Source organism: Lichenicoccus sp., assembly GCF_965277665.1.
Classification (GTDB): domain Bacteria; phylum Pseudomonadota; class Alphaproteobacteria; order Acetobacterales; family Acetobacteraceae; genus Lichenicoccus.
Genome location: NZ_OZ255835.1, coordinates 1,869,777 through 1,895,403, shown reverse-complemented (window position 1 = coordinate 1,895,403; position 25,627 = coordinate 1,869,777). Strand labels below are relative to the sequence as shown.

Below are 25,627 nucleotides of genomic sequence, written 5' to 3'. Positions count from 1 at the left end.
CTTTCGTCGTCAGTCCGCCAGCCCGTCCAGCCGGCCGCGCAGCGCCTCGAGACGCCAGGTGCCGGCAAGCGATCCGGGGGCAGTGCAAGCCAGGGTCTGGCTGGGACAGATGCGGGCGAGCTGGATTTGCAGTGCCATGGTCTCCTCCGGGCCGGCGCCGGCGGCGCGGCACAGCGCCAGCAACCCCTCGCGGTCCCGCCGGGTGATCGCGGTCTCGACCATTGCGGGCGGAACGCCGGCGCGCGCCGCCAGGATCCGGCTGGCGCGACGGTGCGACGCTGCCGACAAGGCTTCCCCGAGATCCCCGTCCGGATCGCCTGCCTCGCCATCCTGCGGCGCCAGCCGGGCAGCGTGCGGGCCGGAGGCGTCGCGCCGAAGCGCCAGCAGCCGCTCCTGCAGGGCCAGGCGGTCCTGCTGGCTCAGCGCGTCGATGCTGCCCAGGGTCGCGACCAGCATGCGCCGCGCCCAGCTCGTGCAGATCCCGCCCAGGCTTGCCGTGTCTGTTCCGGCCTGCAGGGCATCGAGGACCTGCTCGCGGTGCTGCGGCGACGGCTGCGCCAGCAGGGTCGCGGCCATCGCCGAGCGGCCGCGGGCGCCGTCCGGCATCGGCAGCCCGAGCAGGGTGGCCGGACTCAAGGCGGCGGCCAGGCGAGGCAGCAGCAGCTCGGTTCCCGGGAGCGACGCCGCCGCCACGCGCAGCGCCTCGGCCGAGCCGGGCGCCAGTACCACGGCGCAGCTCTCGACCAGTGCGGACCAGGTGCCGGCGACAAGCCGCAGCAGGCTGGCCTCGATCGCGCCGGCAAGCTCCGGCCCCCCGGGACACGGTGCCAGCAGTTCGTCGAGCCGGGCCGCGAGCGCGCCGGAGGTCAAGGCATCGGCTCGTCGCTGGAGACCAGCCAGCGTCCGCCGCCCGCCAGCTTGACCGCCCGCATTGCTTCGGTCGCCCGGCGCAGCAGGCTGTCGACGGCCTCGAACGAGCGGCTCGGACGGGTGGCGAGGCCGATCGAGAGACCGATCCGGCCGGGTGCTGCGGAGCCGTTGCCCGGCAGCGGCGCGCCACTGCGCGCGAGGGACTCGGCGCGTTCGGCGGCTGCGAACTGGTCGGCCCCGTCGAGCCAGGTTGCAAAGACGTCACCGCCGAGCCGGGCGACGAGGTCGGTCGGCCGCACGCCGTTACTGAGAAAGCCGGCGGTGCCGACGAGGGTGGCATCGCCCACCTCGATACCGCTCTGGCCGTTGACGTGGCGCAGGCCGTCGATCGCGATCACCATGAGCGTGCCGCACAGCCCGTCCCGGTCGAGGCGGTCGAGCCGGCGCGTGACCTCCGGCTCGAAACCGCGCCGGTTGAGCAGGCCAGTCAACAGGTCGGTGCGCGATTGCCGCGCGGTCTCGCGCTGGATCTGCTCCTGCTCGATCGCCGGCTGGATGGCATGCAGCACCGAGCCGGCGAGGCCGGTCTCGGTCGCGGTCCAGCCGGCTTCCTCGCGCCACAGCGCCAGCACCGTGGTGGCGCTGAAATGATTGCCGCTGGCGCAGAGCAGCAGCGACACCCCGACATCCGGGATCTGCCGTATCCAGGGCACGCTTTTGTTTGCGCAGGCCTCCGCCACCAGCTCGCGCAGGGCTCGCGCGGTGCCGGGCCACGGCAGTCCGCCCTGAGCCAGGGTGTTCTGGGCCAGGGCGTGCTGAGCCAGCCGGGGCTGGACCAGCTCCGCCGCGGGCGCGGCGCCGGCGGCCTGGCTGTCGTGCAGGAGCAGGGCGGCGCTGCTGTCGTGCAGGAGCAGGGCGGCGCTGCTGTCGTGCAGGAGCAGGGCGGCGCCCTGGGCGTCCGTCGCGTTGACCAGCTCTTCGAGCGCGATCGCGAGCGACGGCGCCGGCAGCAGCGCATCGCGCATGCGGGCGAGGATGAGCCAGACATTCTCCTGCTGCAGCAGGTCGGAGGCGAGGCGGGCGTCGTAGCGGTCCTGCACCGTGATGTCGGTGCCGATACCGCGTACCGCGCCTGCCGCCGGGCCCGCGGCGTCCGCCCCCCCTTCTGCAGACACCGGCTCGCTGGAGAGCAGCAGGCAGGCGGCGGTGCCGTCGGCGTGCCGCAGCCAGACCCGTCGCCGCCGGCGCTGGCGGGTGACCGAGAACGGGTTGAACAGGCTGGGCAGCGGCGCCCCCGCCGGCTGCGCGAGCAGGGCGGCAGCCGGCGTGCCGATCAGCCGCGACGCCTGCCAGCCGAGCACGAGGTCGGGCGACAGCATGACGAAGCGGCCGTCGCGATCGGTCTCGAAGGCGATGTCGGCGCCAAGTGCCACGAGCGCGCGCCAGCGGTTGCGGCTGTCGCGCATGCAGGCCTCCAGGCCGGGGATCGGCACCGGCGCGTGGCAGGCCTGGGCCCCAGCCGGCGGGGAATGGGCCGGCGGGGAATGGGCCGGCGGGGAATGGGCCGGCGGGGAATGGGCCGGCGGGGGATCGACCAGGCCAAGTTCAATGAAGCTCATGCCGATGATCCATGCTGCGTGTCGCAGCTTGCGCCGGCCTTGGTGAAGGGCCGGTAAAGACGGCGCCACGTCGCCATGCGGAACGTTGACAGGCAGGAAGGGCACCACGCATGGTCCGCGCGATTTCGAACCTCAATCCTTCAGCACGGAACGCCGATGAAACCAGATCAGGCGGGGACACCAGGCCCGGCAGGATCGGACCGGGCCGCCCTGCGAGCCCGTATCCTGGCGCTCTGGGAGCGGCGCGACGGCATCACCGCCGCCACCCGGGGTGCGGATCGCGACGATGTCGAGCAGGTCCTGGCGGGCCTCGATGACGGCAGCCTGCGCGTGGCCGAGCCCGCCGCCGCCGGCTGGGTGGTCAATGCGTGGCTGAAGCAGGCCGTGCTGCTCTCGTTCAGGCTCAACGACAGCGTGCCGATGCCCGGCGCCGGCGGCGCGCCGGTGTTCGACAAGGTAGGCGTGAAGTTCGCCGGCTGGGATGCCGCGCGGTTCGCGCAGGCCGGCTTGCGCGCGGTCCCCGGCGCCGTGGTGCGGCGCTCGGCGTACGTCGCGCCCGGCGTCGTGCTGATGCCGTGCTTCGTCAATGTCGGCGCGCGCATCGACAGCGGCACCATGATCGATACCTGGGCGACCGTCGGCAGCTGCGCCCAGGTCGGCCGCAACTGCCACATCAGCGGCGGCACCGGCATCGGCGGCGTGCTGGAGCCGCTGCAGGCGGCCCCGGTGATCATCGAGGATGACTGCTTCATCGGCGCCCGCTCGGAGGTCGCCGAAGGGGTGGTGGTCGAGCGCGGCAGCGTGATCTCGATGGGCGTCTTTCTCGGCGCCTCGACCAGGATCGTCGATCGCGCGACCGGGGAGGTCTGCATCGGCCGGGTGCCGGCCTATTCGGTGGTGGTGCCGGGCAGCCTGCCGCCGGCGGTGCCGCAAGCCGGCGACAACCGGATGCTGCCGTCGCTCGCCTGCGCCGTCATCGTCAAGCGCGTGGATGCCCGCACACGCGCCAAGACCTCGATCAACGAGCTGCTGCGCGATTGAGCCCAAGCCAGCAACCCGCACTCGGCACGGCGGCGGTCGCACTCGCCCAGGCGCTGATCCGCGCGCAGTCGGTGACGCCCGCCGACGGCGGCGCCCAGGCGGTGTTGGCCGAGGCGCTGTCGGCCCTCGGCTTCACCGTGACCCACCTGCCGTTCGGCGCGCCCGGCCGCGTCACCCCGAACCTGTTCGCGCGCATCGGCGCGCACGGCCCGCACCTGTGCTTCGCCGGCCATACCGACGTGGTGCCGCCGGGCGAGGCGGCCTGGTCGATGCCGCCATTCGCGGGCGCGGTGCGCGATGGCGTGCTGTACGGCCGCGGGGCGTGCGACATGAAGGGCGCCATCGCCGCCTTCGTCGCGGCCGTCGCCCGGCATCTGCGGGACGCGCCGGCGCCCGGCGACATCGGCTGCTCGATCAGCCTGCTGATCACCGGCGACGAGGAGGGCCCCGCCACCGACGGGACCGTGCGGGTGCTGGAGTGGATGCGCGCGAACGGGCAGGTGCCGGATTTCTGCCTCGTCGGCGAGCCGACCAACCCGGGTCGCCTCGGCGAGGTGATCAAGGTCGGCCGGCGCGGTAGCCTGAACGCCGCCATCACCATCGAGGGCGTGCAGGGCCATGTCGCCTATCCGCATCGCGCCGACAACCCGGTGCACCGTTTGGTGTCGCTGCTGGCGGAACTAGCCGCGCACCGGCTCGATGACGGCAATGCCTGGTTCGAGCCGTCCGGACTGCAGATCACCAGCGTCGATGTCGGCAATGCGGCCCGCAACGTGATCCCGGCGCGGGCCTCGGCGCAGCTCAACATCCGCTTCAACGACATCCATTCCGGCCGCTCGCTGCAGCAATGGCTGCGCGAGGTGCTCGACCGGCATGCGTCGGGCAGCCGTCTCGAGGTCCAGGTCAGCGGCGAGGCTTTCCTTACCCGGCCCGGGCCCTATGTTGCGGCTCTGGCCGAGGTGGTGCGGGCGCATACCGGCACCACGCCCAGGCTCGATACCGGCGGCGGCACCTCCGACGCCCGGTTCATTGCCCGCACCTGCCCGGTTGCCGAATTCGGTCTGGTGGGCGCCAGCATGCACAAGGCGGACGAGAACGTGAGCCTGACCGACCTCGAACAGCTCGTTGCGATCTACCGGGACTTCCTGGTCCGCGTCGCCCAGCCCGACGGCCAGTCGGGCGCCGCTTCTGGCAACGCGTCTGCCGACGGCCAGTCGGGCGCCGCTTCTGGCAACGCGTCTGCCGACGGCCAGTCGGGCGCCGCTTCTGGCAACTCATCCGGCGGAGCCTCGGCATGAAGCTGCCGCTGAGACGCCGGACGCCGGTGCGCGGACCGGTGAGGACCAGCGTCGTGCAGGGGCTGCTGCTGATCGCCCGCGGGCGTCCAGAGGGGCTGCAATGTTTCGCCGCGACCCCGGATGCATTCCTGTCGGCGCTGGCGCCCTGGCTCGCCTTCCTCCTGGTCGGGCTGCTGCTGACGCTGCTGCGCGAGCCGACCGTCTCCGGCATCACGCTGATCCTGCTGTCGTTCTGCGCGTTGCTGCTGCCGCCGGTGCTGTCGCACGCCCTGGCCGCCTTCTGGACCCGCCGGCCGTTCTGGCTGCGCTACGCGACCGCGGCGATCTGGTGCGAGTGGCTGGTGATCATCGCCTACGCGGTTTCGCTGATGCTGGTCACCGCGCTGCTGCAGATCGGCGTGCCGGCGGATGTTGCGGGCCTGGTGTTCCTTGCCCTGGTCGCGGTGTACTGGCTCTGGCTGCACTGGTTCCTGGCCTGGCGCGGGCTGGCGCTGGGGGTCGGCCGGGCGGCGATGCTGGTGCTGGCGGTGGTGGTCTCCACCGCGGCGCTGTGCGCGATGGTTCAGGTGCTGCCGCCGCATGTCGGCCTGTTCAGCATGCCGCACGGGGGTGCGATCAGGCTCAGCCTGGAGGCGCCGGGTGCGGGTCAGGCAAACGGGTCGATCGGATAGGCCACCGCCAGCAGGCACAGCCCTTGCGGCGGCGCGGTCGGGCCGGCTTGGCTGCGGTCGCGCGCGGCCAGGGCGGCGGCGACATCCTCGAGGTTCCAGCGGTGGTCGCCGACCAGCTTCAGGGTGCCGGCGAGGTTGCGTATCTGGTGGTGCAGGAACGAGCGCGCCTCGGCCCTGAGCATGACGCTCTCGCCGGCGCGGGTCACGTCGAGCCGGTCGAGCGTGCGCACCGGGCTCCTGGCCTGGCACGAGGCGGCGCGGAACGAGCTGAAGTCGTGCCGGCCGACCAGGAGGGCCGCCGCCGCCTGCATGCGCGCGATGTCGAGATGCTGCCTGACATGCCAGGCGCGATTTGCATCCAGCGCCGGGCGCGCCGGGCGGTTGAGGATGCGGTATTCGTAGGAACGCCGTATCGCCGAGAACCGGGCGCTGAACTCCGGGCCGACCCGGGCGGCCCGCAGCACCGCCACCGGGTCGGGTTTCATGTGGAAATTGAGTGCATCGCAGAGCCTGGCGCCGGTCAGGCGTTCCGAGACCGCCAGCGGCAGGTCGAGATGCGCGACCTGGCCCGCGGCATGCACGCCGGCATCGGTGCGGCCGGCGACGATGCTGGCGACCGGACGGCCGCCGGTGAGCCGGGCGGCGGCGGCTTCCAGCACGTCCTGCACCGAACGTCCGCTGGCCTGGCGCTGCCAGCCGATGAAGGGCGTGCCGTCGTATTCGAGTTGCACCGCCCAGCGGCAGGCCTGCTGCGGGTCGTGAGTGGCGGCCACGCTCAGCCGAGTCGCCATCCGGGCGGCATGCGATGGCCGCGCAGGAAGTCGGCGGCCTCCAGCACGGCGCGGCCGGGGAGCTGCAGCCGGTCGATCCGCAGCGTGCCCCCGCGGCAGACCACGAGCAGGCCGTCGAGCACGCTGCCGGGCGCATGGTCGTGCCCGTGACCGGATGCATGGTCACCGGGCAGCGGCGTGGCCGCGATCACCTTCAGCACCTGGCCCTCGCTCAGCGTCCAGGCGCCGGGCCACGGCGTCATCGCGCGGATGCGGCGGTCGAGCATTTCGACCGGCTGCGTCCAGTCGAGGCGGCCATCCTCGCGCGACAGGCGCGGCGCGTAGGTCACCCCGGTCTCGGGCTGCGGTCGCGGTGCCGGCGCCTGTCGCAGCGCCTGCAGGACCAGGCTGGCGCCGAGCGGCGCGAGCGCATCGTGCAGCTGCTGCGCGGTGGTCGTGGCGCCGATCGGCAGCCGCCCTTCGAGCAGCATCGGCCCGGTATCGAGCCCCGGGTCCATCTGCATGATGGTAATCCCTGCCTCGCTGTCGCCGGCCAGGATGGCGGCCTGGATCGGGGCCGCACCCCGCCAGCGCGGCAGCAGGCTGGCATGGATGTTCAGGCAGCCGTGCCGCGGCGCCTGCAGCATCGCGGCCGGCAGGATCAGGCCGTACGCGGCGACGACCGCGACGTCGAGGTCCAGCTCGCGGAACGCCGCGTGCTCGGCGGCGACGCTGCGAACCCGCGCGGGCGTGCGCACGTCCAGGCCGAGCCGCTCCGCCTCGGCCTGCACCGGGGAGACCCGCAGCGCCTGGCCGCGGCCGGCCTTGCGCGGCGGCTGGGTATAGACTGCGGCGATCTGGTGCCCGGCTGCATGCAGGGCGCGCAGCGATGGGACGGCAAACTCCGGCGTCCCCATGAAGGCCAGGCGCATGGCTTACGCGCCCGCCTTGATCTTCTGTTCCTTGGCGAGGCGGCGCATCAGCATGTTCCGCTTCAGCGCGGAGATGTGGTCGACGAACAGGATCCCGTCGAGATGGTCGATCTCGTGCTGCAGGCAGGTGGCGAACAGTCCGTCGGCGTCGATCTCGTGCCGGGCGCCGTCGAGGTCCTGGTAGCGCACCCTGACCCGCTCCGGACGCACCACCTCGGCATACTGGCCGGGCAGCGACAGGCAGCCTTCCTCGCGGGCCACCGTCGACGTGCTGGCGGCGATGATCTCCGGGTTGATCAGGATGAGCGGTGCCGGCCGGTCCTGCTCCATGAGATCGAGAACGGCGAAGCGCAGCCCGACGCCGATCTGCGGCGCCGCCAGCCCGATGCCGGGGGCGGCGTACATCGCGGCGAACATGCCATCGAGCAGGCCGCGTATGCCGGCGACGTCCTCCGGCCGCACCCGGCGCGTCTTCTGACGCAGGATCGCCTGCGGCGCGATCAGGATCGTCGCCGGCAGAACTCCGGTCCCCGCCGGGCCGAACTCGGACGATACTGACGTGGGCTCGTTCATGCGCCGCATGTAGCGGCCCTCCGGCGCGAGGCCAAGGGTGGCGGCGCGAGGCCAAGGGTGGCGGGGCGAGGCCAAGGGTGCCACCCGCACCGCAGGATTTCCCTTCCTGCTTGCTTGTGCAGCGCCCGCGCCCATATCCTGTATAGCGGGATGCCGAACTGGGTCCCGGGAGTTGTTTCGCTCCAGATCCGTCTCGCTCGAAGGAGGAGGCTCGATGTCAGGCCGGCTCTTCACGTCCCCGCTGTTCCTGGGCTTCGACCATCTCGAGCAGATGCTCGAGCGGGCCAGCAAGACCTCCTCCGAGGGCTACCCGCCCTACAATATCGAGCAGATCAGCCAGACGGGCCTGCGCATCACGCTCGCCGTCGCCGGATTCTCGATGGATGACCTGCAGATTACGCAGGAAGATAACCAGTTGGTAATACGTGGTCGTCAGAATGACGACACGCAGGGGCGGGTGTTCCTGCATCGCGGAATCGCCGCCCGGCAGTTCCAGAGGGCTTTCGTGCTGGCGGAAGGCATCGACATCAGTGGCGCATGGCTCGATAGCGGCCTGCTGCACATCGATCTGGTGCGGCCGCAACCTGAGGTGCGCGTCAAGCGCATCGAGATTTCCAAGGGGGCGAATGGCGGCGGCGGCAAGTCCGGCAGCACCCTCGCACCGCCGGCGACGCGTCCGGCCCGGGTCCGGAACGTCGCCATAGATGACTGAAGTCTAAGACGCGGATCAGGCTCCGCTTCGTCAAATTGACACAATTCGCGGGTCCGATCGGATCTGCATCCGCTTCGTGGTGCAGGCGGGACACAATCCGATCCGAGGGCCTGCGTTGCCCCACAGGGTTGTTCGCCCGCTGGTGAAGGACATGCTCATGCGCACGATCAGCGATCAGGCCGTACCAGAGGCGGTAACACTGGTGGATATCCGCCACCTGTCCGAACAGCAGTTGCAGATGCTCGGCATGTCGCAGGTGGCCTACGTGAAGTCGGTGACGGTCGATGGCGAGGCCGCCTTTGCAATTCACGCCGCAGACGGCACGCCCATGGCCCTCGCCGACGATTGCGAGGTCGCCTTTGCCGCCATTCGCCAGCACGAGATGATGCCGACACTCGTGCACTGAATGACCCCGGACCAGGCTGACGGCCACCGTTGGTGTTCATGCTGATAGCGTATTGTTCTGTCAGCCGCGCCATGTCGGCGGTCGCTTGCTTGTTGGAAAGGTGCTTGCCCGGTCACGGCTCTTGCGGAACCGGCATCCTTGCGGTTGCTGTAGCGTAACGAAACCATCGACGGCGTGTCGGCGTCGGCGGCCGGACCGTCAGGCGGCCGTTGCGCGATCCGCGATCATCTCGCCGATCGGCAGGGCGGAGGTCGCCGCCGGCGAGGGCGCGTTGCACACATGCAGCATGCGCGGCGTCTGCAGGAACAGGAAATCCTGCACCATGCTGCCATCCCGCAGCACCGCCTGCGCCCGGATGCCGGCCGGCATCGGGGTCAGGTCGGCAAGTTCCAGCCCGGGCGCGTAGCGCCGGCACTCGGCCAGGTAGCGCCGTCGCGACAGGCTGCGGCCCAGCTCCGACAGGCCCGAGCGCCAGTCGCGACGCGCCAGCTTCCAGAACCCCGGGAAGGCCAGGGTGTCGGCGAGGTCGCGCGGCGCCACCGACAGGCGCGGGTAGCCCTCGCGCGCCATCCCGAGCACGGCGTTGGGGCCAACGGTGAGCCGGCCGTCGATCATCGGCGTGAGGTGGATGCCCAGGAACGGCAGCGCCGGGTCCGGCACCGGGTAGATCATGTGGTGCACGATGGCCCGCTTCTCCGCCCGGATCGCATAGTATTCGCCACGGAACGGCACGATCCGGTGCTGGATCGCCAGGCCGGCCTCGCGCGCCAGCCGGTCCGATTGCAGCCCGGCACAGACGATCAGGCGCGAGCAGCCCCAGCTCTCGCTGTCTCGCCCGGCGCCCGGGCCGCCGACATTGCCGACGATCTCCACCTCGTTGCCGCTCTCGCGTATGCGCGTCACCCGTACGCCGGTGCGCAGCACGGCCCCCGCCTCGCGCAGTTCCGAGGCGATCGCCTGGCAGATCCGCCGGTAATCGACGATGCCGCTCATCGGCGACAGGATGGCGCCGATGCCGGCAACATTCGGTTCGCGCCGGCGCAGTTCCTGCGCGTCGAGCAGCTCGATCGAGATGCCGTTCTCGCGCGCGGTCTCCGCGAGGCGGTCCATCCGGCCGCGCTCAAACTCGCTGGTGGCCACCACCAGCTTGCCGCGCGTCTCGTACGGGATGGCGTGCTGCTCGCAGAAGGCCCGGGTGGCATCCGCGCCCTGCTTGCACAGCACCGCCTTCAGGCTGCCGGGTTTGTAGTACAGGCCGGCATGGATGACGCCGCTATTGTGCCCGGTCTGGTGGACAGCGAAGCCGGCCTCCTTTTCCAGCACCAGGATGCCGGCGCCGGGATGCCTGCGGCTCAACGCACGCGCCGCAGCCAGGCCGACGATGCCGCCGCCGATGATGCAGAACTCGTATCTCAAGGCCACACTCTGAAGCTGGGAGGCCGCCGGTCAGGCCGGACGCCAGTCGGTGCGGCTGGCCAGCCAGCGCCGCAACGCCAGCAGGGTGTTCTCGTCCGCGACCATGGTGGCCAGCGCCGCGACGCAGTCGGGCGCCGGCAGCAGGGTGAGCTGTTCCGCATTCCGGGCGCCGGCGGCGGCGGGAGCGAGGATCGCCGTGCGGCAGGCGCCGCGCCATTGTGCGACCAGGGCGGCCGGCGTGAGCTGCGGCAACACCACGGCGGCATGCAGCCGGGCGGCGGCGGCGGTGGCGTTCCAGGCCTCGAGCAGGCCCGGCTCGCTCCCCGGCGCCGCCCGGCGCAGCTCGGGCAGGCTTGGGAGTGCCGCCAGTGCCGGATCACGCTCGCCGCCGCCATCCACACCCAGCGAGAAGATCGGCCGCAGCCCGGCGGCCGCCAGCGCCTGCACCCGGTCCGGGACGTTGCTGCCGGTGAGCAGGATCGCGTCCACCCGCCGGGCCGCGAACGCCGCCATCGCATCCTCGTACTCGGCCAGGCCGAAGACCGGCACCGCATGGATGCCGAGCAGGCTCAGCCCGAGCAGTGCGGCGAGCTCCGGACCGGCCGCCGTGGAGGCGGCGACGCGCAGCGGAGCATCCGCCACCCTGCCGGCCGCGCGATCGCGGGAGCGGGCGAGCAGCGCCCCCGAGCCGAAATCGGTCAGCGCGGGCACCCAGCGTCCGGCATCGAAATGCACCCGCGGGTCGCCGGCGAGCCACGCCATGCAGGCGGCCCCCGGCACCAGCAGGGCGGTGGCGCCGTCCGGATTGGTCAGCGCCTCGAAGGCGTTGGCTCCGGTGACACCGTCGCGGCCGCCGATCGCAGACACCGCCACCGGCCGCGAGTGCAGGGCATCCGAGAGCAGCGGTGCCAGCATCCGGGCCAGGCTGGCGGCTGGCGAGGTCGAGGGGCCGGCCACCATCATCGCAGGTTCGTTCAGGGTCGGCATGGTGCCGCCGGCATGGGCGCCTGCGGTGTTGCTCTGGAGCAGGGCGTGGGACACCGCGCCGTGCGCGCGCGCCTCGTCGAGCGCGGTTCCGGCGACAAGACCGGCACAGGCGGCGCCCATGCCTCGAAGCAGAGACCGCCGGTCCAGGCCCGACATGCCGCGGTTCATGCCGCTGGTCATGCCGGATGTCCGAACTGGGTCAACCAGGCGCATTCCGTCGTGTCATGACAGGTGCATACAGGAGAACCCCGGCGGCGCCAAAACCACGCCTTCGCGTGGCGTCCGATTACGGCCAGCGCACCTCGGGCGGCAGGCTCATCAGGATCGCGTCGACATTGCCGCCGGTCTTCAGGCCGAACAGCGTGCCGCGGTCGTGGATCAGGTTGAACTCGACATAGCGTCCGCGCCGGACCAGCTGCTGTTCGCGGTCGGCCGCCGTCCATGGCTGGTGCATGCGGTCGGCCACGATCCGCGGATAGACCGACAGGAACGCCTCGCCGACATCGCGGGTGAAGGCGAAGTCCGCAGCCGCGTCGGCGGTCGCGTGGTGGTCAAAGAAGATGCCGCCGAGCCCGCGCGGCTCGTTGCGGTGCGGCAGGAAGAAGTAGCGGTCGCACCATTCCTTGAAGCGCGGGTAGTAGGCCGGATCGTGCGCATCGCAGGCGGCACGCAACGCGGCATGGAAGCGCTGCGCATCCGCCTGCGCCGCAACGCTGTGCGGAAACATCGGGGTGATGTCGCCGCCGCCGCCGAACCAGCCGCGCGTGGTCACCAGCATGCGCGTGTTGAAGTGCGCCGCCGGCACCAGCGGGCTGCGCGGGTGCGCCACCAGGCTGATGCCGGACGCCCAGAAGCGCGGGTCCTCGGCGGCGCCGGGGATCGAGGCGCGGAACTCCGGGCTGAACTCGCCCTGCACGGTGGAGACGTTGACTCCCACCTTTTCGAAAACGCGGCCGCGCATCAGGCTGATCACGCCGCCGCCGCCTTCGAGCGGGCCCCCGCCTTCGAGGGAACCATCTTCGGGCCGGGTCCAGGCGGTACGCGCGAAGCGTCCCGCTGGCTGATCGGATCCGGAATCGGCATCCTCGACCGCCTCGAAAGCGCCGCAGATGCGGTCGCGCAGGCTCTCGAACCAGGCCTGGGCGTCACCGCGCAGCGCGTCATGCGGGGGACGCCGTGGCGAGGTTCCGGCGGTGCAGGCGGCGACAGGGCTCGGTGGCGTGCTCATGCGGCGCTGTCTTAGCGCAATCCCCGGCCAGTTGCAGCGCCCTGGCGGCGCCCGTAATGTGCCGCGGCGTAGGAATGTGCGAACGCTCCAGCCTGCCGGGGCAGGCGCGCGGAACGGCGGTGGTTGGCGCCCGGGCGGGTGACAGGCTGAAGGACCCCAGGATGGCCGGATCGCTGCACGGTGAGACAGTTTCCAACGCCGACCCGGCCGCATCCCCATCCGATGTCGCATCCGGGCTGCCGCAGGGCTACGGACCGTTCTCCCGCTGGCTCGACCGACGGCTGCCGGTGATCAGCGGCTTTCGGCGCGAATACGTGGTCTATCCGACCCCGCGCAACCTCAACTATCTGTGGAACTTCGGTGCGCTGGCGACCGTGGCGCTGGCGGCGCTGATCCTCACCGGCATCTTCCTCGCTATCAACTACACCCCGACCGCGGCGGGCGCGTTCGCCAGCGTCGAGACGATCGACCGCCAGGTCAGCAGCGGCTGGGTCATCCGCTCGACGCACATGGCCGGCGTCAGCATGTTCTTCGTGGCGCTCTACGGGCACACCTTCCGCTCGCTGTATTATGGCTCGTACAAGGCGCCGCGCGAGGTGCTCTGGCTGACCGGCATGCTGCTGCTGGTGCTGGCGATGGTGACAGCGTTCGCCGGCTACGTGCTGCCCTGGGGCCAGATGAGCTACTGGGGGGCGAGCGTCGTCTCCGGCGCGATCTCGTCATTCCCCGGCATCGGGCATCCGCTGGCGGTCTGGCTGCAAGGCGGCGACGCCATCGGCGATGCCGCGCTGCACCGCTACTACGCGCTGCATTGCGTGCTCGGCTGCCTGATCCTGGGCGCCGTGGTGCTGCATGGGGTGGCGCTGCACGTCACCGGCTCGGGCAATCCGCTCGGCATCGAGGTGAAGGGACCGCAGGACACGCTGCCGTTCCACCCCTACTACACCTCGAAGAATGCGATCGGCGTCTGCCTGTTCCTGATCGCCTTCGCGGTGCTGGTGTTCTACCTGCCGGGCTGGCTCACCCAGCCCGGCAACTATATCGAGGCCAACCCGTACTCGACGCCGTCGGACATCACGCCGGAATGGTATTTCGCGCCGTTCTACGCCGTGCTGCGCGCCGTGCCGTCGCAGTTCGGTGGCCTGCTGCTGTCGGCGGGCTCCGTGCTGGTGCTGTTCGCGGTGCCCTGGCTCGACACGTCGCCGGTGCACAGTGCGCGCTTCCGGCCGCTGTTGCGCCCGGCGATGGGCCTGCTGGTGCTGGCGTTCGGGGTGCTGCTGGTATGCGGCCTGCACCGTCCGGCGGGCATCTGGCTCGCTTTGTCGCGCATCGCCACGCTGTACTGGTTCCTGCATTTCCTGGTGCTGCTGCCGCTGCTCGGCAGCATCGAGACGCCGCTGCCGCTGCCGGACAGCATCGGCCGGCCGGTGCTGCCGCCACGGCCGACGCCCCGCCCGGCAGCCGGACCAGCGATCCCCAGGGGCGCCGTGTCGCAGCCGCTGGAGAAGACCTGATGCGCCGGCTTGGCAACGCGGCGCTGGCCTGCGGCCTGGCGGTCCTGGCGCCCGCATTGTGCAGCCGTCCGGTCGCGGCGCAGCAACTGCAGGCGCTGCCGGTGCCGCCGCAGACCTGGAGCTTCGAGGGCGCAACCGGCCGTTTCGACTATGCCGGCGTGCAGCGCGGCTATGCGGTCTATAGCCAGGTGTGTGCGTCGTGCCATTCGCTCAGGCAGATGACCTATGGCGACCTCTCGGCGCTCGGGCTGGATGCCGACCAGGTGCATGACATCGCAGCCACGCAGCCGGTGCCGGCCGGCACCGACGCCACCGGCAACATCGTGCTGCGTGCCGCGACCCCGGGCGATCGTTTCCGGCTGCCCTATCCGAACGCCGCCGCCGCGCGCGCCGCCAATGCCGGTGCGCTGCCGCCGGACCAGTCGCGGCTCGCCACCACCATCCAGGGCGGACCGAGCTTCATCCAGGCCTATTTGACCGGCTTCCGCGACACGCCTGCCAACGTCACCCTCGGACCTGGCATGCACTACAACGACTATGTCCCGGGCAATGCGATCGCGATGCCGGATGTGCTGCACGACGCGCACGTGACCTATACCGACGGCACCAAGGCGACGCCGGCGCAGATGGCGCACGACGTCACCAGCTTCCTGGCCTGGGCCGCGCAGCCGCACCTGGAGGAGCGAAGGCGCCTCGGCGTGCGGGTGTTGGTATACCTGACGCTGCTGCTCGGGCTGGTCGTCGTGCTCAAGCGCCGCGTCTGGGCAGATGTGAGGTGGTGAGAGAGTGAGCGGCATGATCGAACCGGTCATCGGCCTGATCGGCGGCTCCGGGCTGTATGACATCGCGGGCCTCGAGGACAAGCAGTGGCGCACGGTCGAGACCCCGTGGGGCGAGCCATCCGACGCGCTGCTGTTCGGACGCCTCGATGGCGTGCGCTGCGTGTTCCTGCCGCGGCACGGGCGTGGCCACCGGATCCCGCCGAGCCGGCTGAACTTCCGCGCCAACATCGATGCGCTGAAGCGCTCCGGCGTCACCGAATTGGTCTCGCTATCCGCGGTGGGGTCGCTGAAGGAGGAGTTGCCGCCGGGGCACTTCGTCATCATCGACCAGTTCATCGACCGCACCTTCGCCCGCGAGAAGAGCTTCTTCGGGACCGGGCTGGTGGCGCATGTGTCGATGGCCGACCCGCTCTGCCCGCGCATCGGCGACGTGTTGGAGGCCGAGGCGCGGGCGCAGGGCCTGCCGGTGACCCGCGGCGGCACCTACCTGGTGATGGAAGGACCGCAATTCTCCACCCGCGCGGAGAGCATCCTGTACCGGTCCTGGGGCTGCTCGGTGATCGGCATGACCAACATGCCGGAGGCCAAGCTCGCCCGCGAGGCAGAGCTTTGCTATGCCAGCGTCGCGATGGTCACCGACTATGATTGCTGGCACGACGGCCATGCCAGCGTGACCGTCGATGCGGTCGTGCAAGTGATGCTGTCAAACGCGCTCAAGGCGCGCGACCTGGTGCGCGCGGTGATCCCCATGCTCGGCCGACGGCGCGGACCGTGCCCGGCCGGTTGCGACCGCGCGCTCGACCACGCGCTGATCACCCCGGCGGAGGCCCGGGACCCGGCGCTGGTCGCGAAGCTGGACGCGGTCGCGGGGCGGGTGCTGAAGCCGGCCTGACCCTGCCGCGCCCCGCTTAGAGCCTATTTGCAAACGCCTGATGCTGGATGAGAGCGGCTCGCAGAGCCGTGCCCGGCGTGGCTTTCCGAGCACCGGAGCGGAGCGGCCTTCATGGCCGTGAGCACCGGAGCGGAGGAAAAGCGCGTCGGATCGCCAGCAACAGGCGTTTGCAGACAAGCTCTCAGATGCGTCCCATCACTAGCAGGATGATGACGATGATCAGGACGAGGCCCAGGCCGCCGGACGGGAAGTATCCCCAGCCGCCGCTATAGCCCCAGGTCGGCAGCGCGCCGATCACCAGCAGGATGATGACGATCAGCAGGATCGTGCCAAGCATCAGGGTCGTCTCCGTTTCTGCGTGGGTCCAACGCCTGGGACAACGACGACGGTTACAGCCGGTTCACGCAGCCAGCCGTTATTAGTTGATTGCTACAGATGGTGCTGCAGGAAGGCGAGGCTGCGCTCCTGCGCCAGTGCGGTGGCACGCGCCTCGTAGCTCGGGCGCTCGCTGCAGCCGAAACCATGGCCGGCGTCGTCGTAGATGAACAGCTCGATGCCGGGCTGGGCGGCACGGATCGCCTCGACGTCGCTGAGGGGGATGTGGTCGTCCAGTGCTCCGAAATGCAGCTGGACTGGGCAGTTCGGGTGCGCCGTTCGTGTCGCCGCGATGCCGCCGCCATACCACCCGATCGCGGCCTTGAAGCGCGTGCTCTGCGTCGCCGCCGCCCAGGCCAGCGCTCCGCCCCAGCAATAGCCGATGACGCCGACGCTTTCGCGCCCCAGATAGCCGGCCGCGGCCAGGATGTCCGCGAGGGTGGCGTCCGGGGCGATGGCGCTGCGCAGCTGCATGCCGCGCTGCCCGTCCTGGGGGGCATAGCCGAGCTCGACGCCGCGTTCCGCGCGGTCGAACAGGGCCGGCGCCACGACATGGTAGCCCGCATCGGCGAAGCCGTCGCAGACCGCGCGGATGTGGTGGTTCACGCCGAAGATCTCCTGCAGCACGACCAGGGCGCGCGGGCTGTCGGCAAAGCCGGCCTCCCAGGCGGAGAGGGCGTGTCCGTCGGCGGCATCGAGGGTGATGATCTGACCCAACTGTTCTGGTCCCCGAGCTTGATGCAGGCATCATGCTCTGCTTGTGTGTCGAAAAGCGTGGCTCTTCGTGTTGGCCGGCAACGCCGCGCGAGTTTCGCTCAACTCATGCTGCTCTTGCCTGCCGGATGTGCAAAGATGGCCCTATGGGCGAGATCGTCAACCTCAACCAGGTTCGCAAGCAGAAGGCGCGGGCGGAGGCGCGCCATCAGGCGCAGGAGAACCGGGTGCGGCATGGCCGGACCGGCGCGCAGAAGCTCAACGACAGGCGTGCCACCGACAGCGCCGACCAGCAGTCGGACGGCCACCGGCTTGTCGAGCGCGTTCCCGATCCCGACGACGGGCCTAAATAGAGCCTGTGCCGGCTTTGGTCAGTGCCCGGTTCTGGTCAGTGTAGCGTGAACACGCTGCCGGCGAGCCGGACCTCCGGCGCCTTGATCACGGTGACCGAACCGACCCGGACCGAGTGCAGCTTGCCCTCGATCTCCCGGCGCCAGAAGTCCAGGAACCGGCGCAGGATCGGGAATTGCGGGGCGAGATCGAGTTCCTGCCAGATGTAGGATTGCAGCACCGCGGGGTGGTCCGGCAGCCGGTACAGGATCTCGGCGGTGGTCAGGCGGTAATCCTTGAGCTGCAACGCGAGGCCCATATGCGTCTCCGAAGGTCCGGGTCATCTTGACAAGAAGATCGTGACCTGTCCCGCCGCCGCTTTGCAATGAAAATGTAATTGGGATCAATGGCTTGGCACTCAACGCCGTCGAGTGCTGCCGAACTTGACTTGACCCCGGCAGGAGCCTAAATCCGGCTCGGTCACGTCTGGCACTCAGTGCCGGAGAGTGCCAAATCCCCCGGCGGCGCCGCTTCATCGCAAGGGCGCCGTCTTTCGATCGAGGAGCGATCCGACTATGGCGAAGTTCCGTCCCCTGCATGACCGGGTCGTGGTCCGCCGGCTCACCGGCGAAGAGAAGACCGCGGGCGGCATCATCATCCCTGACACCGCCAAGGAGAAGCCGATGGAGGGTGAGATCATCGCCGTCGGCGCCGGCGCGCGCAACGAGCAGGGCCAGATCGTGGCCCTGGACGTGAAGGCCGGCGACCGTGTGCTGTTCGGCAAGTGGTCCGGCACCGAGGTCAAGCTCGACGGCGAAGAGCTGCTGATCATGAAGGAAAGCGACATCATGGGCGTCATCGACAAGGCCGCCTGATCTTCTGATCAGCGGGGCCTTTTCCTTGCCTCTCGCCGCTTTCCGATAGTGGTTCTGTAAACAACTGGAGAAGAAAACATGGCTGCCAAGGACGTAAGGTTCGGCGGTGACGCCCGCCAGCGCATGCTGCGTGGCGTCGACATCCTCGCCGACGCCGTCAAGGTGACGCTCGGCCCCAAGGGTCGCAACGTCGTCATCGACAAGAGCTTCGGCGCGCCCCGCATCACCAAGGACGGTGTGACGGTCGCGAAAGAGATCGAGCTCACCGACAAGTTCGAGAACATGGGCGCCCAGATGGTGCGCGAAGTGGCCTCGAAGACCAACGACATCGCCGGCGACGGCACCACCACCGCGACCGTGCTGGCACAGTCGATCGTCCGCGAGGGCCTGAAGGCGGTTGCCGCCGGCATGAACCCGATGGACCTCAAGCGCGGCATCGACAAGGCAGTGGCCATCGTCGTCGCCGAGCTCGAGAAGAACACCAAGAAGATCACCACCCCGTCCGAGACCGCCCAGGTCGGCACCATGGCCGCCAACGGCGAGAGCGAGATCGGCGAGATGATCAGCCAGGCGATGCAGAAGGTCGGCAACGAGGGCGTGATCACGGTCGAGGAAGCCAAGGGCATCCAGACCGAGCTCGACGTCGTCGAGGGGATGCAGTTCGATCGCGGGTACATCTCGCCGTACTTCATCACCAACGCCGAGAAGATGATCGCGGATCTGGACAACCCCTACATCCTGATCCACGAGAAGAAGCTCTCCTCGCTGCAGCCGATCCTGCCGCTGCTCGAGAGCGTCGTGCAGTCCGGCCGGCCGCTGCTGATCATCGCCGAGGATGTCGACGGCGAGGCGCTCGCCACCCTGGTGGTGAACAAGCTGCGTGGTGGCCTGAAGATCGCCGCGGTCAAGGCACCGGGCTTCGGTGACCGCCGCAAGGCGATGCTCGAGGACATCGCGATCCTGACCGCCGGCCAGGTGATCAGCGAAGACCTCGGCATCAAGCTCGAGAACGTGACGCTCGCCATGCTCGGTCGCGCTAAGAAGGTGCATATCGAGAAGGAGAACACCACGATCGTCGAGGGCGTCGGCGAGAAGACCGAGATCCAGGGCCGCTGCAACCAGATCCGCGCGCAGGTCGAGGAGACCACCTCGGACTACGATCGCGAGAAGCTGCAGGAGCGTCTGGCCAAGCTCGCGGGCGGCGTTGCCGTCATCCGCGTTGGCGGCTCGACCGAGGTCGAGGTGAAGGAGCGCAAGGATCGCGTCGACGACGCGCTGCATGCGACCCGCGCCGCGGTTCAGGAAGGCATCGTCCCCGGCGGCGGCACCGCGCTCGCCCGCGCCTCCCTGGTGCTGGCGCAGATGGTCCCGGAGAACGAGGACCAGAAGTTCGGCATCGAGATCATCCGCAAGGCGATCCAGACCCCGCTGCGGCAGATCGCCGAGAACGCGGGCGAGGACGGCGCGGTGATCGCCGGCAAGGTGCTCGAGAACCCACACTACGCGTTCGGCTTCGACGCCCAGCTCGGCGAATACAAGGACCTGATCGTGGCGGGCATCATCGACCCGACCAAGGTCGTCCGCACCGCCCTGCAGGACGCGGCGTCGGTGGCCGGCCTGCTGGTCACCACCGAGGCGATGATCGCCGACAAGCCCGAGAAGAAGGCCCCCGCCGGCGGACCTCCGGGCGGCGGCATGGGCGACATGGACTTCTAGGACCGCGACTTCTGGGACCGGGACTTCTGGGACCGGGACTTCTGGTCCGGCTCGGCTTCGGGTCCGGATCGTTTTTGAGAAAGGGGTGGTCCTTCGGGACCACCCCTTCTTTTTGGTCAGACTGCGGTCATGGAGATGTGATTGACTCCGTCTTTAATTTCGGGTTCTGTTACGTAACGGCAACCGAAGGCCACAGTGTGGGCCTCGGATTTGAGGCGTCCGGGCGTGGGGCCTGGCTGGGATTGAGGGGATGCACGGTCATGGCCGTAGGCACCGTGAAGTGGTTCAATACAACCAAGGGTTTCGGCTTCATCATGCCGTCGGATGGCGGTAAGGATGTCTTCGTGCATATCACCGCCGTCCAGGCTGCCGGCCTGCGCGGCCTGAATGAAGGCCAGAAGGTCACCTACGAGATTGCCATGGAGCGCGGCAAGGCCGCCGCCACCAACCTCAAGCCGGCCTGATCGCCGCCTTCGGATCGCCGCGCCGCAGGCGATCCCGGTCAGGCGATCCGGGTCAGGCTGCCGGTCCGCTCGACGGTCTCGACCCAGAGCGCGCCAGCCTCGCTGAGCACTCTGGTGGCCAGCGCCTCATGCTCGGGGTCGCGCGCCAGGGCGGCGAGCACCAGTTCGCCGCGTGCACCCTGCGCGTCATGGCGTTGCTCGCGGACGTTGGCGGCACCCTGGAACGTCGCCTGTGACAGGCCACCGGCGCTAAGGCCGGCCGCGACGGCAGCGGCCGCGGCAGGAATCGCCGCACCGCCGGTTGCGACCGAGGCCACCAGGCCGCCCATCAACGCCCCCGCGACGCCGACCGTGCTGTTGGCCAGCGTCCTGGCCTGGCGCGCATCATGCTCGTCGGTCGGGTTCTCGGCGCCTTGTTCGGGCGTGGTGTCCTGCGGGCTTGGCCGCGGCGCCGGCAGGCTGAGATCGTGCCGGTCGAACCCCGCGGTCAGCAGCGCCTGGGTGGCCTGCTGCAAGGTGCCCTCGTCCGGCATGATGCCCTGCACCTCGCGAATGGCATCGGACATGATCGGGATGGTGCCCGGGTTGCCTGGCGGTTCGTTCGGGGCGTCGCTCATCACGCGGCCTTCCTGCATGCGAGACCATTCAACGTCGCAGCGTGCCCGGAGTTGAGGCGGCCCGCGGCGCCAGGAAGCCGGCGGTCCGGGCCACCGCATCGGCCAGCCCGGTGCGCTCGGCGACCACGCCCGCGGGGAACGCCGACAGCAGCCGGGACGGCGTGCGACGGTCGAGCAGCACGAACACGCCGACATCGGTTGCCGACCTGATCAGCCGGCCGAACGCCTGGCGCAGCCGCAGGCGGGCGATCCGGTCGTCATAGACCGACGGTGCGCCGCCCGAGAGATGCAGCCGGCGCTCCCGGTGCAGGATGTCCGGGCGCGGCCACGGCACCCGCTCGAACACCACCAGCCGCAGCGCATCGCCCGGGACATCGACGCCATCGCGCATGGCGTCGGTGCCGAGCAGGCAGCTGTCGGTCTCGGTGCGGAACACGTCGACCAGGGTTGCATTGTCCATGGCATCGACATGCTGGGCGAAGAGCGGGATGCCGGCCGCTTCCAGCGGCGCCGCCAGCCGGCGATGCACCAGGCGCAGCCGGCTGATCGCGGTGAACAGCCCGAGCCCGCCGCCGCCCGCCGCCAGGAACAACGACCGGTAGGCGCCGGCAAGCTGCTCCGGATCGTCCCGCGCCACGTCGTTGATGACGAAGGTGCGGGTCTGCCTGGCATAGTCGAACGGCGAGGCGAGCGACGCGCGCAGCGCCGGCGAGGGCAGGTGCGAGGCGCCGACGCGGGCTTCCGCCGCCGCCCAGGAAATTTCGGCGTTCGCGCCGGTCTCGTCGCCTCTGGTGTCGTCGCGCCCCGTATCGTCGCGTAATGTCGCCGAGGTGATCAGCATGCCGTGCGCGGGCGCCGCCAGGACGGCGGCGAACGGCACCGAGGGATCGAGCCAGTGCCGGTGCAGGCCGATGTCGCGGTCGATCGCAGCACCCTGCGGTCCTTGCTCGGCATCCCGGCGCGCGGCATCCCGGCGATCCAGCCTGAGGAACATCACATGGTCCGGACGAACTGCCGGGTCCGGCGCCTCGGGCAGCGCGCGCAACATCGCGATCCAGGCTTCCAGCCGGCCGATCGCCCCCCTGCGTATGGTCCGGCTGATCGCCTCGATGCGGCCCCGGGCGGTGGCGTCGAGCGTGTCGGCCTCCGCCTCCAGCCGCGCGCCGAGCCTTGCGACCAGGGTCAGCAGGGGCTCGAGGATGCGCCCGAGGGCCCGCTCCAGGGTGGCCGCGGCCAAAGCGAGGTCGTCGGCCACCGGATGCAGGTCGCATTCGAGCGGGCCCTGGCGGCGCGACGCCGCCCCCCCGGCATTCGGCATCCGGGCCAGCACCTGTCGCCGCAACAAAAGCAGCAGCGCCTCGCTGGGATTGGCGCATCCCGCATCCGCCATCCGCACCGGCTCGGTGCCTGCCGCGGACGCCGCGACCGGCAGCTCGGGCTGGGCATCCGCAAGCCGCAGCGACCAGCCCGGCGCCGGCAGCGCCCGCGTCGCCAGCAACGCGGCGTCCATCGGGGTCTCCAGCGCCGGCAGTCCGGCGACCAGGTCGTCGAGCCGGCGGCGCAGCCCGCGCGCGCGCGACCGGCCACCTTCCGCGCCGAGCAGCCAGCGCCGCAGCTCCGCCGCCTCGAGGCCGGACAGCACCACGGCAAAGGCGCTGTCCGCCGCATCGGGCAGCTGGTGGCCTTCGTCGAACACGTAGCGCGTCGGCACCTGGTCCTCGTCGGTGCCGGCGGCCGAAAGGCTTCCTGCTCCTTGGGCATGCCAGGCGGCCTGGGTCAGCACCAGGGCGTGGTTGGCCACCACCAGGTCGGCCTGCCGGGCGCGTCGGATGCCATGCTCGATATAGCAGCGCTGGTAGTGCGGGCAGGCGCCGTGGATGCACTCGCCGCGCCGGTCTGCCACCCCCGTCACGGTGGACTGGCCGAACAGCTCGGCGAACCAGCCGGGCAGGTCGCCGCCCAGCAGGTCCCCATCGCTGGTGGCCGCCGCCCAGCGGGCCAGCAGGGCGAGCGGGACCAGCGATGCCGGTGCGCCAGTCCGGCTGCCCTGGCTGGCGCCGTTGACCGCCTCCTCGAGGTTGAGCAGGCAGAGATAGTTCTCGCGTCCCTTGCGCAGCACGACGCGGCGCCGGCGCTCGGCGTCGTTGGGGTGCAGCCGTTTGAGTTCGGTCTCGATCTGGCGCTGCAGGTGGCGGGTGTAGGTGCTGATCCAGACCGCGCCGCCGTTGCGCTCCGCCCACAGGCTCGACGGTGCCACGTAGCCCAGCGTCTTGCCGGTGCCGGTGCCGGCCTCCGCCAGCACCAGACGCGGATCGCCCAACCGCCGCCGGGCCCGGAACGCCTCGGCGGCGGCATCGGCATAGTCCGCCTGGCCGGGACGGTTCTCCGCGTCCGGACCGAGCAGACGGGCGAGGCGGGCGCGCGCCTCCTGCGGTGCCACCTCGGCGTTGCCGGGCGGCGGACGTGGCGCGGTCTCCTCCCATTTCGGCAGCCGGCGCCAGACCCGCAACGCCTCCGCACCCGACATCGGCGCCGGGCCACGGCTCGGCGCGACGTGCGCGAGTGCGGCGCCCAGCGACGGCGCCCAGCGCCAGCCGGCGTGCGCCAGCAGCTGCGCCAGCCCCGGCATGTCGGCGCCCGAGGGCGTGCGTCGCAGCCGGGCCGCGCGCTGCATGAGCAGGCCGGCGAGCTGCGGCAGCAGGCCGGCATCGGCACGGCCGATCTCGTCCGGTGCCAGCCCGAGCGCCTGCGCCAGCCCGCGTGGCGTCGGTGCGGCGCCGTGCGCCGGTATCACGAAGGCGAACAGCTCCAGCAGGTCGAGCGTCGGCAGGCTGGCTGCCCCGAGCCGCCTGAGCGTCGCCGGTGCGTGCACCACCAGCGGCGGCGGCAGGGTCCGCAGCAGCGCCAGCGCCGCGCCGGAGGCCAGCTCGAGCAGTTCGCCGTCGGGGGTGAGCAGGGAGGTGCGGCCATGCCCGGCCACCAGGGCAGGGGGCGCCCAGGATGGCGCAGAGGGCGGCGTTGCGGGATCAGCCATTCCCCCCCTCTATAGACCCATGTGCCGGCTGTCCTGGTTCGCGGCAGCGCCGGGTCCCGTTGCGCAGCAATTGACCCCATCGCCGCCGGTTCCTAGCTTCCGCACGATGTCCGCAAGCAGTTCCGGTTCCGCAGAGCCTTCCGGCCGCACTCCGGATTCCGGTCTGCCGAAAGCCTGGCCGTTCGACGAGGCGGCGAAGCTGGCGGCGCGAACGGCCGGCCGCGACCCGGCGCAACCGGCGTTGCTGGAAACCGGCTACGGGCCGTCCGGCCTGCCGCATATCGGCACCTTCGGCGAGGTGGCACGCACGACCTGGGTGCGGCAGGCCTACCGCGCGCTCACCGGCCGGCCGACCCGCCTGCTGGCGTTCAGCGACGACATGGACGGGCTGCGCAAGGTGCCCGACAACGTGCCGAACCAGGACATGCTGCGGGAATTTCTCGGCCGCCCGCTCTCGCGCGTGCCGGACCCATTCGGCACCCACGAGTCCTTTGCCGCCCACAACAATGCCCGCCTGCGCCGCTTCCTCGACGGCTTCGGCTTCGAATACGAGTTCGCCTCGTCCACCGAGTACTATACGTCCGGCCGCTTCGATGCGACGCTGCTGCGCGCCTTGCGGGCGCATGACGAGATCGTCGCCGTGATCGCGCCGACGCTGGGCGCCGAGCGCCGGGCCACCTATTCACCGTTCCTGCCGCTGCATCCGCGCACCGGGGTGGTGATGCAGGTGCGCATCGACGGCATCGACGCCGATGCCGGCACCATCGCCTGGGCGGACGAGACCGGTGCGCGCTACGAGACACCGGTGACCGGCGGCCACGCCAAGCTGCAATGGAAGGCGGACTGGGCGATGCGCTGGGCGGCGCTCGGGGTCGATTACGAGATGTCGGGCAAGGACCTGATCGACAGCGTGCGGCTGTCGACGCGGATCTGCCGCCTGCTCGGCACCGAGCCGCCGCTGAGCCTGACCTACGAGCTGTTCCTCGACCAGCACGCGCAGAAGATCTCGAAGTCCAAGGGCAACGGGCTGTCGGTCGAGGAGTGGCTGCGCTACGCCCCGGCGGAGGGGCTGGCGCAGTTCATGTACAGCAACCCGCAGCGCGCCAAGCGGCTGTTCTTCGACGTGATCCCGCGCGCTGTCGACGAGTACCTGGCGAACCTGGTCAAGGCGCACATCCAGGAGGCCTCCGCCGACGAGCCGGGGCTGCAGGCGAACCCGGCCTGGTTCATCCATGGCGGGAGGTTGCCGGAGGCGGCGGGCGGCGGCCCGGTCTCGTTCGGCATGCTGCTCAACCTGGCGGCGGTGGCCAACACCGAGAGCGCGGAGGTGCTCTGGGGCTTCCTGCGCCGCTACCAGCCCGGACTGGTCCCCGGCGCCGAGCCGCTGCTCGATCGCCTCGTCGACCATGCTATCTTGTACTACCGAGATTTCGTGCGCCCGCAGAAGCAGTTCAGGGCGCCGGACGAGCGCGAGCGCGCGGCCCTCGCCGACCTTGCCGAGACCCTGAAGGGCGTCGGCGACGAGCCGATGGCGCCAGAGGCGATCCAGGACCTGGTGTTCGAGGTCGGCAAGCGGCACCGTTTCGAGCCGCTGCGAACTTGGTTCGGCTGCCTGTACGAGGTGCTGCTTGGGCAGACGGAGGGGCCGCGCTTCGGCATCTTCATCGCGCTCTATGGCGTGGCCGAGACAGTCGCCCTGATCGAGGGGACGGCGCTGCTCGAGGCAAGCCGACCCGGCATGGCGGCGTCTGGCGAAGTCGACGCGGAACCGAGCCGGAAACGCTGAGCCGG

General features: G+C 70.6%; 26 protein-coding genes. 13 read left to right on the top strand and 13 right to left on the bottom strand.

Translation table 11 applies throughout. The annotated features are described in order from the left end of the window. Positions 1-9: 9 nt before the first annotated feature. Both ACQY4O_RS08675 and ACQY4O_RS08670 read right to left on the bottom strand, forming a co-directional pair. Positions 10-870, bottom strand: coding sequence for a hypothetical protein (locus ACQY4O_RS08675; protein WP_428375832.1), 861 nt, complete (start codon positions 868-870; stop codon positions 10-12). Further along, a complete protein-coding gene (locus tag ACQY4O_RS08670; protein WP_428375831.1) occupies positions 867-2,489 on the bottom strand; it encodes a diguanylate cyclase domain-containing protein in 1,623 nt (540 codons plus the stop codon). Before ACQY4O_RS08670 ends, ACQY4O_RS08675 begins: the two co-directional genes overlap by 4 nt. A 156-nt stretch (positions 2,490-2,645) precedes the next feature. Between ACQY4O_RS08670 and dapD the strand changes: the two genes are divergently transcribed. The 3 genes from dapD to ACQY4O_RS08655 are packed head-to-tail and all read left to right on the top strand — an operon-like array spanning position 2,646 to position 5,499. Next, positions 2,646-3,530, top strand: coding sequence for a 2,3,4,5-tetrahydropyridine-2,6-dicarboxylate N-succinyltransferase (dapD, locus tag ACQY4O_RS08665; RefSeq protein WP_428375830.1), 885 nt, complete (start codon positions 2,646-2,648; stop codon positions 3,528-3,530). Then, positions 3,527-4,828, top strand: a complete 1,302-nt coding sequence (gene dapE / locus ACQY4O_RS08660; protein WP_428375828.1) for a succinyl-diaminopimelate desuccinylase — start codon at positions 3,527-3,529, stop codon at positions 4,826-4,828. Before dapD ends, dapE begins: the two co-directional genes overlap by 4 nt. Next, positions 4,825-5,499, top strand: coding sequence for a hypothetical protein (locus ACQY4O_RS08655; protein ID WP_428375826.1), 675 nt, complete (start codon positions 4,825-4,827; stop codon positions 5,497-5,499). The genes dapE and ACQY4O_RS08655 overlap by 4 nt, the downstream gene beginning before the upstream one ends. On the opposite strand, the gene truA is transcribed toward ACQY4O_RS08655, so the two are convergent. Genes truA through def form a run of 3 tightly spaced genes read right to left on the bottom strand, consistent with a single transcriptional unit; the run spans position 5,475 to position 7,774 of the window. Continuing rightward, positions 5,475-6,290 (bottom strand): tRNA pseudouridine(38-40) synthase TruA, encoded by an 816-nt coding sequence (gene truA / locus ACQY4O_RS08650; RefSeq protein ID WP_428375825.1) that lies wholly within the window; start codon positions 6,288-6,290, stop codon positions 5,475-5,477. The genes ACQY4O_RS08655 and truA overlap by 25 nt on opposite strands. After that, positions 6,275-7,201 (bottom strand): methionyl-tRNA formyltransferase, encoded by a 927-nt coding sequence (fmt, locus tag ACQY4O_RS08645; protein ID WP_428375824.1) that lies wholly within the window; start codon positions 7,199-7,201, stop codon positions 6,275-6,277. The genes truA and fmt overlap by 16 nt, the downstream gene beginning before the upstream one ends. A gap of 3 nt (positions 7,202-7,204) precedes the next feature. Next, positions 7,205-7,774, bottom strand: coding sequence for a peptide deformylase (def, locus tag ACQY4O_RS08640; RefSeq protein WP_428375823.1), 570 nt, complete (start codon positions 7,772-7,774; stop codon positions 7,205-7,207). Between the two features lie 214 nt (positions 7,775-7,988). Here def and ACQY4O_RS08635 point away from each other — a divergent pair, with 214 nt between their 5' ends. Together ACQY4O_RS08635 and ACQY4O_RS08630 are read left to right on the top strand one after the other, a co-directional pair. After that, the gene (locus tag ACQY4O_RS08635; protein ID WP_428375821.1) at positions 7,989-8,486 is read left to right on the top strand and encodes an Hsp20 family protein; all 498 of its coding nucleotides are present in this window, start codon (positions 7,989-7,991) and stop codon (positions 8,484-8,486) included. A gap of 157 nt (positions 8,487-8,643) precedes the next feature. Next, the gene (locus ACQY4O_RS08630; RefSeq protein ID WP_428375819.1) at positions 8,644-8,892 is read left to right on the top strand and encodes a DUF1150 family protein; all 249 of its coding nucleotides are present in this window, start codon (positions 8,644-8,646) and stop codon (positions 8,890-8,892) included. A gap of 198 nt (positions 8,893-9,090) precedes the next feature. On the opposite strand, the gene lhgO is transcribed toward ACQY4O_RS08630, so the two are convergent. The 3 genes from lhgO to hemF form a co-directional block, all read right to left on the bottom strand. Further along, complete coding sequence (gene lhgO, locus ACQY4O_RS08625) at positions 9,091-10,308, bottom strand: L-2-hydroxyglutarate oxidase (protein WP_428375818.1); 1,218 nt, start codon at positions 10,306-10,308, stop codon at positions 9,091-9,093. A gap of 30 nt (positions 10,309-10,338) precedes the next feature. Beyond that, positions 10,339-11,475 (bottom strand): hypothetical protein, encoded by a 1,137-nt coding sequence (locus ACQY4O_RS08620; protein WP_428375816.1) that lies wholly within the window; start codon positions 11,473-11,475, stop codon positions 10,339-10,341. Between the two features lie 106 nt (positions 11,476-11,581). Then, positions 11,582-12,523, bottom strand: coding sequence for an oxygen-dependent coproporphyrinogen oxidase (hemF, locus tag ACQY4O_RS08615; RefSeq protein WP_428375815.1), 942 nt, complete (start codon positions 12,521-12,523; stop codon positions 11,582-11,584). Positions 12,524-12,684: 161 nt separating this feature from the next. Here hemF and ACQY4O_RS08610 point away from each other — a divergent pair, with 161 nt between their 5' ends. Genes ACQY4O_RS08610 through ACQY4O_RS08600 form a run of 3 tightly spaced genes read left to right on the top strand, consistent with a single transcriptional unit; the run spans position 12,685 to position 15,711 of the window. Then, positions 12,685-14,037: a cytochrome b gene (locus ACQY4O_RS08610; RefSeq protein WP_428375813.1), complete on the top strand. Its 1,353-nt coding sequence runs from the start codon at positions 12,685-12,687 to the stop codon at positions 14,035-14,037. Continuing rightward, positions 14,037-14,819: a cytochrome c1 gene (locus ACQY4O_RS08605; RefSeq protein ID WP_428375812.1), complete on the top strand. Its 783-nt coding sequence runs from the start codon at positions 14,037-14,039 to the stop codon at positions 14,817-14,819. Before ACQY4O_RS08610 ends, ACQY4O_RS08605 begins: the two co-directional genes overlap by 1 nt. Positions 14,820-14,832: 13 nt before the next feature. Continuing rightward, entirely contained in the window at positions 14,833-15,711 is an 879-nt protein-coding gene (locus ACQY4O_RS08600; RefSeq protein WP_428375810.1) for an S-methyl-5'-thioadenosine phosphorylase, read from the top strand. 181 nt (positions 15,712-15,892) lie between these two features. Here the strand turns inward: ACQY4O_RS08600 and ACQY4O_RS08595 are convergent, their stop codons facing one another. Together ACQY4O_RS08595 and ACQY4O_RS08590 are read right to left on the bottom strand one after the other, a co-directional pair. After that, entirely contained in the window at positions 15,893-16,048 is a 156-nt protein-coding gene (locus ACQY4O_RS08595; protein ID WP_321983449.1) for a DUF3309 family protein, read from the bottom strand. A gap of 92 nt (positions 16,049-16,140) precedes the next feature. Further along, the gene (locus ACQY4O_RS08590) at positions 16,141-16,803 is read right to left on the bottom strand and encodes a dienelactone hydrolase family protein (RefSeq protein ID WP_428375808.1); all 663 of its coding nucleotides are present in this window, start codon (positions 16,801-16,803) and stop codon (positions 16,141-16,143) included. 143 nt (positions 16,804-16,946) lie between these two features. On the opposite strand from ACQY4O_RS08590, the gene ACQY4O_RS08585 reads away from it, so the two are divergent. Further along, on the top strand, positions 16,947-17,153 hold the full coding sequence (locus ACQY4O_RS08585; protein ID WP_428375806.1) for a DUF4169 family protein: 207 nt from the start codon (positions 16,947-16,949) through the stop codon (positions 17,151-17,153). Between the two features lie 35 nt (positions 17,154-17,188). On the opposite strand, the gene ACQY4O_RS08580 is transcribed toward ACQY4O_RS08585, so the two are convergent. Continuing rightward, on the bottom strand, positions 17,189-17,449 hold the full coding sequence (locus ACQY4O_RS08580; protein WP_428375805.1) for an usg protein: 261 nt from the start codon (positions 17,447-17,449) through the stop codon (positions 17,189-17,191). Positions 17,450-17,705: 256 nt separating this feature from the next. Between ACQY4O_RS08580 and groES the strand changes: the two genes are divergently transcribed. The 3 genes from groES (at position 17,706) to ACQY4O_RS08565 (ending at position 20,185) form a co-directional block, all read left to right on the top strand. Then, positions 17,706-18,005, top strand: a complete 300-nt coding sequence (gene groES / locus ACQY4O_RS08575) for a co-chaperone GroES (RefSeq protein ID WP_428375804.1) — start codon at positions 17,706-17,708, stop codon at positions 18,003-18,005. Between the two features lie 78 nt (positions 18,006-18,083). Beyond that, a complete protein-coding gene (gene groL, locus ACQY4O_RS08570; protein ID WP_428375803.1) occupies positions 18,084-19,721 on the top strand; it encodes a chaperonin GroEL in 1,638 nt (545 codons plus the stop codon). Positions 19,722-19,981: 260 nt separating this feature from the next. Then, positions 19,982-20,185: a cold-shock protein gene (locus tag ACQY4O_RS08565; protein WP_428375801.1), complete on the top strand. Its 204-nt coding sequence runs from the start codon at positions 19,982-19,984 to the stop codon at positions 20,183-20,185. A gap of 38 nt (positions 20,186-20,223) precedes the next feature. Here ACQY4O_RS08565 and ACQY4O_RS08560 read toward each other — a convergent pair whose 3' ends face one another. After that, complete coding sequence (locus ACQY4O_RS08560) at positions 20,224-20,802, bottom strand: hypothetical protein (protein WP_428375800.1); 579 nt, start codon at positions 20,800-20,802, stop codon at positions 20,224-20,226. A 28-nt stretch (positions 20,803-20,830) separates the two neighbouring features. Then, the gene (locus tag ACQY4O_RS08555; protein ID WP_428375798.1) at positions 20,831-23,836 is read right to left on the bottom strand and encodes an ATP-dependent DNA helicase; all 3,006 of its coding nucleotides are present in this window, start codon (positions 23,834-23,836) and stop codon (positions 20,831-20,833) included. 106 nt (positions 23,837-23,942) lie between these two features. Here ACQY4O_RS08555 and ACQY4O_RS08550 point away from each other — a divergent pair, with 106 nt between their 5' ends. Then, complete coding sequence (locus tag ACQY4O_RS08550; RefSeq protein ID WP_428375796.1) at positions 23,943-25,622, top strand: lysine--tRNA ligase; 1,680 nt, start codon at positions 23,943-23,945, stop codon at positions 25,620-25,622. Positions 25,623-25,627: the final 5 nt, after the last annotated feature.